The following is a 13,335-nucleotide window of genomic DNA, read 5'->3' as shown; positions in this document are numbered from 1 at the left end:
ATTCTAAGATTTTGCTAACTCATCACGGTCTACCATACGCGGTGGTTCTTCTGTCCAACCATTTTCGATCATTATATTTGCTCCATCTTCACAATATAGTCCGATTTCTCCACTGAGACGTGTATAATGTGTAACTAAATCTCTTCTAAGGTTTGTTGAAATACTCATGGCGTAAAAACCAATTCCTAGGTTATTCATTCCTATAATATGAAACATCATTAATTTTTCAGAAAAAGGTGAGATAGTAGCTGAGTCTGTCACCATGGAATCAGCTCCCGTTGGTGTAGGTACATCATTTTCCTCTAAAATAGAGTGGAACACGTTAACATGCTTTTTAGATATGTCGATTCCACGTTTAATGAATTCTTTTACCTCTGTAGATGTTGCTACCTGATTAAAGCCTGTTAATGTGGCACATCCTAAACTATTACGTTGCATGTTTGAGAACAGATTAGTAACTTCCAACGCTGTTAAGGGTCTACGGTCTCCAAACCAGCCAGTTAAGAAGCTTTGTTTTTTAATAAAGTCTATTTCATCTTGTAGGGATAGTGGGAGGCTTAATGTATAACCCTTTCCTTAAACCAACTACTGTTGCTTTTCGGTGCAGGTCGTTAAACTGTCGGAGTCCTTCTGAGAAAAAGCTATTTATATCTTCTCTTGTAGACATAGTAATAGCTCTTGAGAAGAAAAGTAACCCAAATTTCCCCACTTGCAACATGTATTGAAGAAAGTAGTTGTCAGAGTATAATCTAGGAGCTTCAATATTTACGTCTTCATCTGTAAATCCAAATGGTATAGGCTTATTTTCTTGTTCAAAAATAATAGAAAGTGTTTGCATGTGTGAAATTGCCAACGATTGAGCATCATGTAAAACGGGTTTTATATCCTCATCTTCAACCTTTTCAATAAAATAGGAAAGAACTGTAGACGTAATACTAGCATCCATGTAAGCTTCCCATATTTGAGACAATTCTGCAGATGTTACATTTATTTTTTGTTCCATTACCATGTAGTATGTTCCTCCTAATATCATAAGTACCCTTTTTTTAGTTTGTCGAGAATAAACAGTTATATTCATTATTCTAACTAACTTAAGGATTTTCTCTTTCTGTATCCGCATTATTCCTTCGCTAGGATTGATTCACCCTATTACATTCATTTTCACCTCAGTGATTGGAGCTGTGGGCAGTCAACTCCTCGAAAATGCCTACACATTTCCTTCGTGCGATGTATCACTTTCATAACCTTCCCTGTCCTGCGGGAGGATAGGCATAGGTGAGATTCTAAAAATGCATCAGCATGAAGAAGCTCACCAGCCGCCCGCGGAAAGCGACTGCCCGGAGTGGAAATCACGACGTTATGTTACGTCGTGTTTTATACCTATTCTCTCAAAAAGCAACAAACTTTACGAAAACAGCCCTGTATAAAAACATGAACAAATGGGAAACAGAAGGGAAACGGTAATGGAAAAAACGAGGAGAATATATGGTGTTAAATAGAATGTTTAGAAAGAAAAAAAGGTCTGAAGTAAAAGCGCCAGAGGAAAATTTCAGCCTGGTGATCTACAAAAAGCTTGATGATAATTTAGATAACCTAAGAAAAATGTTAGATAATCCAAATGATTTAATCATTCGTGAATTTACTCTTGGGAGTACAAATCACCGGTGTGCCATTGCGTATATAGCTGGTTTAATTGATAAGGAATTAGTACATAATAACATCATGAAAAATATGCAACTCAAAGTACAAGATAAGGAATTGCCAACAGATACAACGAAACTACTTGATGACATTTATAATGAAATTATTTCGGTAACGAATATTAATAAAGGAACAACGTTAGATGATATTTCCCATGCTATTCTCTCAGGCAGTACAGTGCTCTTTTTAGATGGCATTGATACCGTTTTAGTCATGGCTACAATTGGCTGGGAAAGTCGTAGTATAGAAGAACCGGTTTCAGAATCTTTAATTCGTGGTTCACGAGAAGGATTTGTTGAAAATATACAAACGAATACGGTTCTTATACGTCGCTATATAAGGGACCCTAATTTACGCCTTAAAGAATACCAAATAGGACGCCGGTCTAAAAAAAAGTTAGTTGTCGCCTATGTTGATGGAGTCATTAATCCTGCCATTGTAAAAGAAGTTAATCGTCGTCTGGAAACGATTGATATTGATGATGCACCTGAATCAGGCTTTATCGAACAATGGATAGAAGATAGTTTCCTGTCACCTTTTCCCCAAATGATTAATACGGAAAGACCAGATAAGTCTGCAACAGCACTATTGAAAGGGAAGTTTGTTATTTTGTTGGACGGAACGCCTTTCTCATTAATTGCTCCATCAACATTAGGAAATATGTTGCATTCTCCAGAAGATTATTATGAACGATGGTCTATAGGTACACTTCTGCGCCTGTTACGATATCTTGCTTCATTTATTGCCATGTTTTTACCATCCTTATATATTGCACTAACTTCTTATCATCAAGGAATGATCCCTTCTGATCTAGCGTTTTCAATTGCTGCAACAAGAGAAGGGGTACCTTTCCCTGCGTTTATTGAGGCACTAGCTATGGGCATAACGATGGAATTGCTACGAGAAGCAGGTGCTAGGCTTCCTACAACGATAGGACAAACAATTGGGATTGTTGGAGGTTTGGTTATTGGGGAAGCGGCAGTACAAGCTGGAGTAGTTAGTCCAATCATGGTTATTGCTGTTGCACTCACTGCTATTGCTTCATTTACACTTCCATCATATAGTGTCGCCATATCATTTCGTATGCTCCGGTTTGCATTCATGATTGCAGCTGCTATCTTAGGTCTTTATGGAATTATACTTGTGTACATAATGATCAATATTCATATCGTAAATTTAAAAAGTTTCGGTGTACCATATTCCACTCCTTTTGCACCTAGTTTTATAAATGATTGGAAAGATCTCGTATTACGCGCACCCATTCCCATGCTGACGAAACGGCCGGAATATATGCAAACAAGTGATGAAAAATCTGCAGACAAAGGAGAGTAGTAATCATGAAGAATTTTGAATATGCAGATGAAAAAATAACTGATAAGGAGATCATGATTGCTGTTCCTTCTATGGTAGTTGCTGTAGGAATACTTTCTTTACCAAGAGAATTAGCAAAAGCAACGACGTCATCGGATGGTTGGATTCCATTAACAATAATGGGTATATTATTTATCTTTTTAGCATGGGTAGTAGCTAAGTTAGCGGCTAGTTTTCCTAACCAGTCATTCTTGACCTATGCTACTTCATTGGTTACGAAACCTGTGGCCATTGCTATCACATTTCTATTTGTGATCAATGGAGTTATCGTATCAGCTTATGAGGTACGTGTCATTGCAGGAATCTCAAGTGAATATTTGTTTGATAATACTCCAATGGAGGTAATCGGACTTTGTTTTTTACTTGTAGTAGTTTATGCTGTCTCAGGATCAAGAGTCGGATTGTTGCGGTTAAATACGATGTTTTTTCCGATCATTATGTTTATTGCATTGGTGGTTGTTATATTTTCATTAGGCTGGGTCGATTATACGAATCTACTGCCGATGTTTGAATCAAGCTTTAGTCAACACCTGCAAGGACTTAAAGTTAACAGTACATCTTTTATTGGATTCGGTGCTATATTACTATTTTATATCCCCCTTGTGAGAGAGCCAGAAAAAGCTCCTAAAATGGCTGCAGTGGGTATGACATTAGTAGTAGGGCTATCTTTAACCTTATTTATAACATGTATTGGTGTGTTTGGTGGTCAGACTACTGCCGACTTGGTTTACCCAACTATTGAGCTAGCAAAAGAAATAAAAATACCAGGGGGGTTTTTTGAGAGATTTGAATCAGTGTTTTTTGTTATTTGGATTATGGCCATATTTAATACAACAGCTATGGCTTTAGACATTGCTGTTTTAGCCTTTACATCAATTTTTAAGAATACAAAAAAAATAAAAGTACTATTGATTTTATCACCGATTGTTTATTTTATCGGTATGTTTATGCAGGATCATAACGAAGTTTCAACATTTGGAACGTTTATAGGTTATTACCTCCTAGGTTTAACTCTAACCGTCACGATTCTATTTATACTAATTTCTAAAATCAAGGGAGCGAAATGAAATGAATAAACGAATGTGGGTTTGTTTATTAATTAGTTTAATGCTTCCTGTGTTTCTAGTAGGTTGTTGGGATCGAGTGGAAATTGAAGAACGCGGATTTGTTGTTGGAATTGCTATTGACTTAAAAGAGAAACAACAAAATGAAGAATATACACTGACCATGACTAACCAGGTAGTTGTGCCTTCAGGGCTAGGTACTCCATCACAAGGGGGAAGCAAAACAGAAGCATTTATAAATTTGTCAGCAAGCGGGAAAGGTATGTTTGAGATTATTCGTGAAATTTCTTTACTCACAAGTCGTGCGCTGTTTTATCCACATTTACAAGTTATTGTATTTTCAGCAGATATAGCAAAAGAACCTAATCTAATCGGCAGTATATTGGATATCTTTATTAGGGATCATGAGATGCGTAGGTCAGTAAGTGTGGTGATTACAGAGGGAGAGGCGAAAAAAGTTCTCGATATACAACCAGAAATTGAAGATCTTCCAGCAATGTTTATTCAGGAAATTATGGAAAATAGTGAGAAGAATGCAGAAGCGGTCGAGCCGGTACGAGTTGGTAAAGTTCATGGCTATCTGTTAAGGGATCGAAGTTATGTTATTCCGAGAGTAGTTTTGACTGAAGACAATATAGACTATAAGGGTGCAGGAGTCTTTCAAGGACAGACTAACCAAATGGTTGGAATATTAAATGGTGAGGAAACAGAGGGGCTAAACTACATAACAGGTACAGTTAAAGGAGGCAGTATAAAAGCAGAAGTAGATGGTAAGTTAAATGTAATGGAAATTAAAGGTGCTGGAAGTAATATTAAGATAGAAGGAAAGACCAAAGAAAGTCTTGAGATATCTGTGGATATTAGCGTAGAAGGAAGAATAGAGGAAAAATTTGGAACAAAAAGTGTATTACAACCCAGCTATGTAAAGGAAGTTGAGAAAAAAATGGCAGATGAAATAGAAAAAATAGCAAACAAAACAATTAAAAAAGTACAAGAGGAATTAAACGTTGATGTCCTTGGATTCAGTGATATTCTTAGACAAAGACACTATAATTTATGGGAGGAATTAAAGGGTGACTGGGATGCAGGTGAAAATTATTTTTCACAAACCCCTATTAAAGTATCAGCCACAGTCAAAATTAAGGGAAGTGGTGCTTCCGATCAAGTGAAAGAAGAAGAGTGATAAATGATGTGGAAAATGCTAATGGAAAGACTACCAGATGTAACAACTATTATATGTACTATCTTAGCTTTTGCGGTTCCATTTTTCATTTATAAAATTAATCAGAGTCTCCATAAATATGGAGACCCTCCTTGGAAGAAAGAAGAAAATTAACACTCGCAGCAACCATGTTAGCGAGCTTTACTTTTAGGGTCAAAAGCATCACGAAGACCGTCACCAATAAAGTTTATGGAGAGAACAGTAATTAGAATGGCAAGACCTGGTGGAATCCAGGCTTCCGGATGATTACGGAGAATCCGGATATTCTGCGCCTCAGAAATCATGTTTCCCCATGTTGGTGTTGGATTTGGAATACCAAAACCGATAAAGCTCAGCCCTGATTCAATAATAATGTAGACTGCCATCATAAGCGTGGCATTAACGACAATCGGCCCAATCGCATTCGGGATAAAGTGCTTAAATATGATACGGAAGTCACTTGCCCCGATCGCTCGTGCACCAAGGACGAATTCCTGTTCACGCAGCGATAAATATGTTCCCCGGATAATACGCGTTAAGTTGGGCCAGGAAGTTAAAGCTATAATGGTAACGAAAAGACCAATTGTTACTTTATCTATAAGCGCCATTATTGTCAGTACAAGTACTAGAAAAGGTAACATAAGCATAATATCAGTCGCACGCATAATGACACTATCCACTTTTTTACCATAATAACCAGCGAGTGATCCTAGGGTAACCCCTATGGCGAGTGTGAAAAACATGGCACTAAACCCAACAATTAAGGATATACGACCGCCGTATAATAGTCGGGCATAGTTATCTTGACCTTGTCCGTTTGTTCCTAAAATGTGCTCTTCACTAGGGCCTTTCTCAATCAATAATAGGTCTGCCCTTTCTGGATCAAGATCTGTTAGTAAAGGTGCAATGGTACATATTATAATAATCGCCAATAAAACGAATACACTTATGACTGCTAGTTTATTTCGCATAAACCTTCTTAAAGCAAGTTTAAAGGGGCTTCTACTTTTTTGCTCGTCAGGAGTATTCTCTGGTTGTGTTGATAAAGTTTCATGTGAATTCGGTAGCATATGATATCACCTCAATCGTATCGGATTCTTGGATCAATTATACTGTAGAAAATATCGGCCAGTAGATTACCTACAAGGATGAGTATTCCGAGTATCATTGCAATTGCCATAACTACTGGAAAATCACGGTTGGTGACCGAACTTAAAAACAACGTTCCAAGACCCGGGTACTGAAAGACCTGTTCGGTAATAACGGCTCCACTCAACAATACACCAATTTCAAATCCCATCAATGTAATAATCGGAATAAGTGCATTGCGTAGTGTATGTTTGTAGAGGACGCTACGATCGCTCATTCCTTTTGCTCTTGCGGTACGGATATAGTCGCTTCCTAGAACATCGAGCACTTCTGAGCGCATATAACGCATGTATGTTGCCGTCCCCGCTAGGCCAAGTGTAATTCCAGGTAATATCATGTGGTGAATGCGGTCTACGAATGCTTCAAAACCAGTGATTCCTGGTGCTGAAAGTGTGCCTTGTGCTGGGAACCACCCTAAGTTAATCGACAACACATAAATAGCGATTAGGCCAAAAAAGAAGTTTGGAATCGCAAGGCCGAGAAAGCCAAAACCTGTTGCACCGTAATCCAGTAACGAATAGGGGCGTCTTGCAGAATAAATTCCTATTGGGATCCCTACGATAATGGTAATCCCCAGTGAAAAGAGGCCTAAATATAGTGTGTTTAGAAAGCGAGCTTCTATTAACTCAGCTACTGATCGCCCATTAAAAACTAAGGATTTCCCAAAATCACCCTGTGCAGCAGCGCTAATCCAGCGGCCATATTGAACAGGAATAGAATCATTTAATCCTAATGCCTCTCGTTGCTGCTCATATACTTCTGGATCAACGTCCGGGTCAGCGAGTGATTGACCTGTTAATGCATCACCAGGTGCTAATTGAGCAAGACCAAATACAATAATGGTCAGGGCAAAAAGCATTGGAATAAAGACAAGTACACGGCGGATAATATATTTATACATAAATCTCCCCCCTGATTAAACCAGGACATTTTATAAGGTTTAAAATAATTGCTTATTGTTATTCTCGAGTGTGATCAGACTTGTACTTAAAAAATGATTAAAAGAAAGAGCATGCGGCGTAATCCGCACGCTCTAACTAACTTCTTACTCAGATACCCACCATAACTCAGGATCGTTATTAAATGAATATGGCATTGGGTCAACACCATTTAGGCGTTCATTGAAACCGTAAATCTTGTTTTGTGCGTATAGTAGAAGGGCTGGTAAGTCTTCAGAGAAGACAGACTGCCATTCGCTATATTTCTCTTCACGGTACTCTTGTTCAAATGCTTCTGGTGCTTGCATGGCATCTAACATTAATTGATCAGAATCTGGGTTGTTCCAGCGCGAGAAGTTGTAGGCTGCACTTGATTGCCACAGACCAGATGGATCTGGATCCCCGCTTCCTAAGCTCCAACCAAGTAAATAAAGGTCCCAATCAGAGTTATCATTTGTTAAATCTTCCACATATGCCGACATTTCTTTTGGTTGTCTTAAGTCAATTTTAATACCGACTTCTTCAAGGAATTGAGCAAGAATGGGTGCTGAATTCTCACGAAGTTGGTTACCTGTTGGGTAGTTAAGGTTCACGACCCATTCTTCGCCCTCAGGTGTTTCCCTAAAACCATCATCATTTGTATCAACATAGCCTGCTTCATCAAGTAGTGCTCCTGCTTGTGCTGGGTCATATTCATAGGCTGTTACAGCACTCTCGTCATATGCCCAGAACTGTTGAGCGATCGGTGCATTAATTACAGAGCCATGTCCGTATAATAGGTTATCAACAATTGCTTGACGGTCAATAGCGTATGCCATTGCTTGTCGCACTAGTTGTTCACCTACATCTTCATTAGGTATCCAGTTATCTGGTTCAATCGCGCCACTTTCAACGTCAGCATCTGGTCTATGGTTAACTTTATAGCCCATAAGCTGATAGCCGAAATCGGTTTGTTCGATGATCTCAATATGATCAAGCCCTGCTACTGTCTCATAGTCTGCTGCTGGAACACCGTTAGGGTCAGAGATAAAATCGATTTCCCCATTTTCTAATAAACCAAGCATGACGGACTGGTCGACAATGCGCCAGACGATTTGATCTAGATATGGTTCACCTTTCCAATAGTCTGCGTTTTTTGAAAGAACGTACTGTTCACGTTCAAGCATTTCTGTAAATTGAAATGGTCCAGTACCGATAACTGCTCCAGCATCAAGTGTTGCTGAATGCTCCGGTATTTCTGCTATCGGTATTTCACCGAAGATATGCTCCGGTATAATTGGGAATGCCACATCTTTTAGGATTGTAACGTTTGACTCAGCAAACTTAAACGTAACGGTGTAATCGTCTTCAGCGACAACACCCTCGAATTCTTCTGTTTCCCCGCTATTGAATGCTTCATATCCAACTAATCTAACAACGTAATCTGTACGAACCCCTCCTGCTTCAACATAGCCAGGACTGGCAATTGCCTTGTAAGTATAGACAACATCATCGGCGGTAAACTGTTCCCCGTCATGCCACGTTACACCTTCCTCTAACGTGAATGTGATTTCAGTTTGGTCGTCGTTTATTTCCCATTCACTTGCCAAGTTCCCTTCGAATTCTAGGTTTTCATTCTGGCTAACAAGTGATTCGTGTGTAAAATCTAAAATATTTGCTTCATATGCTTCTTCATAAAATATCGGGTTAAATACACCAGAAGGAGCTGTATCCATTGCACCAGTTAATGTGCCGCCCATTTGCGGTTCATCGGAACTGGGTTCATCCTCAGCTTCATCTTCAGAATCATCCTCAGCTGGTTCTTCTGTGTCTTCAGGTTCATCAGGATCCTCTTCGTTTGTTGTATCACTGCTACAAGCAGCCAACACGATGCCAATAGTTAAAACAATCATGAACAATAGTAACCAATGTTTTCTTGCTTTCAAACTATCACCCCTTTTATTTTTTCACCATGACGACAATACGAGAGACAATTATTTAACCCTTGATCACCTCCAATAGTTTAAAAATACCCGCCTTTTAAATGCTAGGTTAATCATATAGGTGACAAGCCACATAATGACCGTCCCCCATGTCGGTTAACTCTGGACGTTCCACCGAACAACGATCATGTACTTGAGGACATCGTGTTCGAAAGACACACCCAGATGGTGGACTGGCTGGACTTGGTAAATCCCCAGTTAAATGAATCTTTTCACGACGATGACGAACGTCCGTTGAAGGAACTGACGAAAGTAACGCTTGTGTATATGGGTGAAGCGGGTTATCATAAAGAGATTTTTTCGGTGCGATCTCAGCGATGCGCCCAAGATACATAACAGCAACTCGATCACAAATATGTTTAACAACACTTAAGTCATGGGCAATAAAAAGATATGTCAAATTAAATTCGTCTTGCAAATCGGCCATTAAGTTAAGTACTTGAGCTTGAATCGATACATCAAGAGCTGATACTGGCTCATCACAAATAATAAATTTAGGATTAAGTGCTAAAGCTCTTGCAATACTTATTCGTTGGCGTTGGCCACCTGAAAATTCATGTGGATACTTGGAACGATCACTTTCCCGCAAGCCTACTTTTTCTAGTAGATTAATAGCCTTTTTTCTGCGCTCTGTCTTGGTTTGAGATGTTTGAACGAGTAATGGTTCTTCAATCAGTTCACCGACACTCATTTTTGAATTAAGTGAGGCGAAGGGGTCCTGAAAGACGATTTGCATATTTTTACGGTAATCCCGAAGTTTGCGATTACTTAAATGAGATATGTTATTGTTTTCAAAGATGATTTCACCCTCTGTTGGTTCTAGTAGCCTGAGAATCACTCGACCAAGTGTCGATTTCCCTGATCCTGATTCACCAACAACACCAAGAGTTTCACCTTTTTTAACTTCAAGAGACACGTCATCAACTGCTTTTATGTGTCCTATCGTACGTTTCAATACCCCGCCTTTGATTGGAAAGTATTTTTTTATATGACTTACTTTAACAAGTACTTCATTTTCTGTATTTTCAGATTTATCATTGCGTACTTTTTGCTCAGAAAGTGCCATGTTATGTAGTCCCTCCTTATTCGTAGAGATAACAACGAACCTTATGATCTGATCCAATTTCTAGTAATTCTGGATTAGCAGTGTAGCAACGATCCATTACATGAGGGCAACGTGTCGAAAAACGACAGCCTTTGGGAAAGTTATGTGCTGGTGGAACGGTGCCTTTTATAGCGCCTAATCTTGTCATATCTTTTTCAAGACTAGGTAAACTATTAAGTAAACCTGTAGTATACGGGTGCTTTGTGTCTTCAAAGATTTGCTCAACAGAAGTTTCCTCAACAATTTGCCCACCATACATGACCAATACGCGATCAGCATACTCGGCAACAACACCTAAATCATGTGTAATGAGGAGGATAGCCATGTTTAATTCTTTTTTCATATCTGCCAACAAATCTAATATTTGAGCTTGAATGGTGACATCTAATGCGGTGGAGGGTTCGTCTGCAATTAAGAGTTTTGGTTCACATGAGATGGACATGGCAATCATTGCCCGCTGCCTCATGCCTCCTGATAATTGGTGAGGGTATTCATTCATTACATCTTTTGCTCTTGGGAATCCAACGAAATTTAATAATTCTATTGCTTTTTCTCGCGCATTTTTTTTCGAAAGTTTTTTATGTTTAATTATGGTTTCCATAATCTGATTACCAATTGTATATACGGGGTTTAGAGCTGTCATAGGTTCTTGGAAAATCATTGCGATGTCGTTACCACGGATTTTTGTCATTTGTTTTCCAGTCTTATCCAAGAGGTTTTCTTCTTCTAGGTTTATCGTGCCATCAACAATTTTTCCTGGCTTATTAATTAATTGCATAATGGACAAGGATGTGATGCTTTTGCCACTACCTGATTCTCCTACAATTGCCAATGTTTCTCCTGGATTGACCGTGAAATCAACGCCATCTACGGCTTTTGCAACTAAGTTATCGTCTAGGTAGAAGTAAGTTTTTAAGCCTTCAACACTTAATACTGGTTTTTGCGTCATTCGCTTCACCCCAATTAAATTGTATGTATGACATGTACGGCCTAAATTACTATCGAAATTATATCATAATTTAAAATATTTGCAATACTTTTCAGGTAGCTTCTTCTAATTCTTGAACAAGGTATAGCAATGGTAGTATTATATTCATGTTAATGGATGGATATGTTTGAAGTTTAGAAGGTACGAGCCCATAATGATTGATTCGTTTGGCATAAATGATAAACTGATGGACAATGATGGATACATGAGGTGAACGAATGAATATAGAAACATACTTGTCAATGGACGCTACTGAAATGAAAGATCTTATGAAAAGGAAACAGGTTAAACCAGTAGAACTAATGGAAATGAGCTTTCAACAATTAGAAAAAGTAAATTCCTCATTAAACGCTGTTATAGATAGTAGAAAAAGGCATGCTTTGGAAGAGGCAAAACGCATTAACGTCGATGAGACTCCATTTGCAGGAGTACCTTTTTTATTGAAAAATATATCACAAGCACTAAAAGGATCACACCTTACATCCGGGTCTAAACTTTTGAAATCGTTTGTGGCAAGTGAAGATTCAAACCTTGTTAAAAAGATCCGGGAATCAGGGTTTATATTTATGGGACATACAAATGCACCTGAATTTGGATTGAAAAATATTACAGAACCCGTATTTCACGGACCTACAAGAAACCCATGGAATACGGACTATTCACCTGGTGGTTCCAGTGGGGGAGCTGCAGCAGCAATAGCTTCAGGTATAATACCTATCGCGGGAGCAAGTGATGGGGGCGGATCGATTCGTATCCCTGCTTCATTTTCTGGTTTATTTGGATTGAAGCCAACACGAGGCCGGACTCCAGTAGGACCAGGGACAGGAAGACAATGGCAAGGTGCTTCCATTGATTTTGTTTTAAGCCGTAGTGTACGGGATAGTGCGTCTATGTTGGACAGGTTACAGGTTGTCCAACCAGAAGCGGCATTTCAAACTCCATTATTCCAAGGTCGGTATAGAGATGAAATGAGGCAAACATTTCATAAACCTTTGAGGATCGCATACACAACTAAATCTCCAGTAGATACCACCGTTTCGGAGGACGCAAAATCAGCGGTAATGAAACTGGTAAAATGGTTAGAAAAAGAAGGTCACTTCGTTGAAGAAAAGGAAAATGGTGTAGACGGCGTACAATTAATGAAGGACTATTATGTGATGAACAGTGGAGAGATTTCTTCTGTCGTTCAAAAATTGGAAAAGACAATCGGCAGATCTATAAAGGCGGATGATGTAGAAATAGAAACGTGGGTATTGAATCAGGCTGGTAAATCCATTTCGGCGGCAGAATTTTCAGCTAGTCTTTCTTCATGGGATGTTGCTTCTGCTAAGATGGCTGCATTTCATCAATCCTATGATTTTTACATTACACCAGCAACAGCCTACACCGCTCCAAAAGTAGGTGAGTTAACTCATTCTAAGTCAGCGCAAGAACGACTTCGATATGAGGTGAATGAGTTAGATAAAGATAGACAACAGGCATTGGTTTATGACATGTTTTTACCAAGCTTAACCTATACGCCATTTACTCAACTCGCTAATCTAACAGGACAACCTGCCATGTCAGTACCTATTTACATGTCCAAAACAGGCCTTCCTTTAGGTGTTCAAGTAATGGCTTCAAAGGGTGAAGAAGATCGGTTACTGAAGCTTGCTTATCAACTGGAACAAAGTGATATATGGGAAGGTTTAAAAAGCAATCCATTTTTAAAATGGGTTGCTTTTTACCTTTTGGAAAACATAATGCATGTGGAAAATTCAAACACTATTTGAATCGTAAACGAATAATTAAAAGTTGGTAAAATTACTATTAAACAGATATTTACCTAGCGTAAAC

Annotated in this window: 12 protein-coding genes; 5 read left to right on the top strand and 7 right to left on the bottom strand. The window is 38.8% G+C overall.

From position 1 onward, the window contains the following. Window positions 1–3: 3 nt before the first annotated feature. Together ACFQ3N_RS11030 and ACFQ3N_RS11025 are read right to left on the bottom strand one after the other, a co-directional pair. Window positions 4–522 (bottom strand): DUF3231 family protein, encoded by a 519-nt coding sequence (locus ACFQ3N_RS11030; RefSeq protein WP_390362435.1) that lies wholly within the window; start codon window positions 520–522, stop codon window positions 4–6. Window positions 523–532: 10 nt separating this feature from the next. Continuing rightward, window positions 533–1,009 carry a DUF3231 family protein gene (locus tag ACFQ3N_RS11025; protein ID WP_390362359.1) on the bottom strand — a complete coding sequence of 159 codons (477 nt, stop codon included), beginning with the start codon at window positions 1,007–1,009 and terminating at the stop codon, window positions 533–535. A 476-nt stretch (window positions 1,010–1,485) separates the two neighbouring features. Between ACFQ3N_RS11025 and ACFQ3N_RS11020 the strand changes: the two genes are divergently transcribed. The 4 genes from ACFQ3N_RS11020 to ACFQ3N_RS11005 are packed head-to-tail and all read left to right on the top strand — an operon-like array spanning window position 1,486 to window position 5,472. Beyond that, window positions 1,486–3,033 (top strand): spore germination protein, encoded by a 1,548-nt coding sequence (locus ACFQ3N_RS11020; RefSeq protein ID WP_390362357.1) that lies wholly within the window; start codon window positions 1,486–1,488, stop codon window positions 3,031–3,033. A 5-nt stretch (window positions 3,034–3,038) separates the two neighbouring features. Further along, window positions 3,039–4,139: a GerAB/ArcD/ProY family transporter gene (locus ACFQ3N_RS11015; RefSeq protein ID WP_390362355.1), complete on the top strand. Its 1,101-nt coding sequence runs from the start codon at window positions 3,039–3,041 to the stop codon at window positions 4,137–4,139. A 1-nt stretch (window position 4,140) separates the two neighbouring features. Further along, window positions 4,141–5,319 carry a Ger(x)C family spore germination protein gene (locus ACFQ3N_RS11010; protein WP_390362353.1) on the top strand — a complete coding sequence of 393 codons (1,179 nt, stop codon included), beginning with the start codon at window positions 4,141–4,143 and terminating at the stop codon, window positions 5,317–5,319. 3 nt (window positions 5,320–5,322) lie between these two features. Next, complete coding sequence (locus ACFQ3N_RS11005; RefSeq protein WP_390362351.1) at window positions 5,323–5,472, top strand: hypothetical protein; 150 nt, start codon at window positions 5,323–5,325, stop codon at window positions 5,470–5,472. Window positions 5,473–5,489: 17 nt separating this feature from the next. On the opposite strand, the gene opp4C is transcribed toward ACFQ3N_RS11005, so the two are convergent. The 5 genes from opp4C to ACFQ3N_RS10980 all read right to left on the bottom strand — a co-directional run bounded on the left by opp4C (window position 5,490) and on the right by ACFQ3N_RS10980 (window position 11,460). Beyond that, window positions 5,490–6,407, bottom strand: a complete 918-nt coding sequence (gene opp4C, locus ACFQ3N_RS11000) for an oligopeptide ABC transporter permease (RefSeq protein WP_390362349.1) — start codon at window positions 6,405–6,407, stop codon at window positions 5,490–5,492. Window positions 6,408–6,418: 11 nt separating this feature from the next. Beyond that, a complete protein-coding gene (locus tag ACFQ3N_RS10995) occupies window positions 6,419–7,387 on the bottom strand; it encodes an ABC transporter permease (RefSeq protein WP_390362347.1) in 969 nt (322 codons plus the stop codon). A gap of 144 nt (window positions 7,388–7,531) precedes the next feature. Beyond that, window positions 7,532–9,349: a peptide-binding protein gene (locus ACFQ3N_RS10990; RefSeq protein ID WP_390362345.1), complete on the bottom strand. Its 1,818-nt coding sequence runs from the start codon at window positions 9,347–9,349 to the stop codon at window positions 7,532–7,534. 106 nt (window positions 9,350–9,455) lie between these two features. Further along, the gene (locus ACFQ3N_RS10985; RefSeq protein ID WP_390362343.1) at window positions 9,456–10,472 is read right to left on the bottom strand and encodes an ABC transporter ATP-binding protein; all 1,017 of its coding nucleotides are present in this window, start codon (window positions 10,470–10,472) and stop codon (window positions 9,456–9,458) included. Window positions 10,473–10,488: 16 nt separating this feature from the next. Beyond that, window positions 10,489–11,460: an ABC transporter ATP-binding protein gene (locus ACFQ3N_RS10980; RefSeq protein WP_390362341.1), complete on the bottom strand. Its 972-nt coding sequence runs from the start codon at window positions 11,458–11,460 to the stop codon at window positions 10,489–10,491. 257 nt (window positions 11,461–11,717) lie between these two features. Here ACFQ3N_RS10980 and ACFQ3N_RS10975 point away from each other — a divergent pair, with 257 nt between their 5' ends. Further along, the gene (locus tag ACFQ3N_RS10975; RefSeq protein WP_390362339.1) at window positions 11,718–13,271 is read left to right on the top strand and encodes an amidase; all 1,554 of its coding nucleotides are present in this window, start codon (window positions 11,718–11,720) and stop codon (window positions 13,269–13,271) included. The last annotated feature ends 64 nt before the right edge of the window (window positions 13,272–13,335 follow it).

The organism is Virgibacillus byunsanensis (assembly GCF_042675965.1).
Lineage (GTDB): Bacteria > Bacillota > Bacilli > Bacillales > Amphibacillaceae > Virgibacillus_R > Virgibacillus_R byunsanensis.
The sequence above is the reverse complement of the archived record's forward strand: the minus strand, read 5'-3'. Positions and strand labels throughout refer to the sequence as shown.

Bases quoted from the DNA above. Each gene is read 5' to 3' on its own strand.
- ACFQ3N_RS11005 (WP_390362351.1), top strand. From the start codon at position 5,323: ATGATGTGGAAAATGCTAATGGAAAGACTACCAGATGTAACAACTATT.
- ACFQ3N_RS11015 (WP_390362355.1), top strand. From the start codon at position 3,039: ATGAAGAATTTTGAATATGCAGATGAAAAAATAACTGATAAGGAGATC.
- ACFQ3N_RS11025 (WP_390362359.1), bottom strand. From the start codon at position 1,009: ATGGTAATGGAACAAAAAATAAATGTAACATCTGCAGAATTGTCTCAA.
- ACFQ3N_RS10995 (WP_390362347.1), bottom strand. From the start codon at position 7,387: ATGTATAAATATATTATCCGCCGTGTACTTGTCTTTATTCCAATGCTT.
- ACFQ3N_RS11020 (WP_390362357.1), top strand. From the start codon at position 1,486: ATGGTGTTAAATAGAATGTTTAGAAAGAAAAAAAGGTCTGAAGTAAAA.
- opp4C (WP_390362349.1), bottom strand. From the start codon at position 6,407: ATGCTACCGAATTCACATGAAACTTTATCAACACAACCAGAGAATACT.
- ACFQ3N_RS11010 (WP_390362353.1), top strand. From the start codon at position 4,141: ATGAATAAACGAATGTGGGTTTGTTTATTAATTAGTTTAATGCTTCCT.
- ACFQ3N_RS10985 (WP_390362343.1), bottom strand. From the start codon at position 10,472: ATGGCACTTTCTGAGCAAAAAGTACGCAATGATAAATCTGAAAATACA.
- ACFQ3N_RS10975 (WP_390362339.1), top strand. From the start codon at position 11,718: ATGAATATAGAAACATACTTGTCAATGGACGCTACTGAAATGAAAGAT.
- ACFQ3N_RS10980 (WP_390362341.1), bottom strand. From the start codon at position 11,460: ATGACGCAAAAACCAGTATTAAGTGTTGAAGGCTTAAAAACTTACTTC.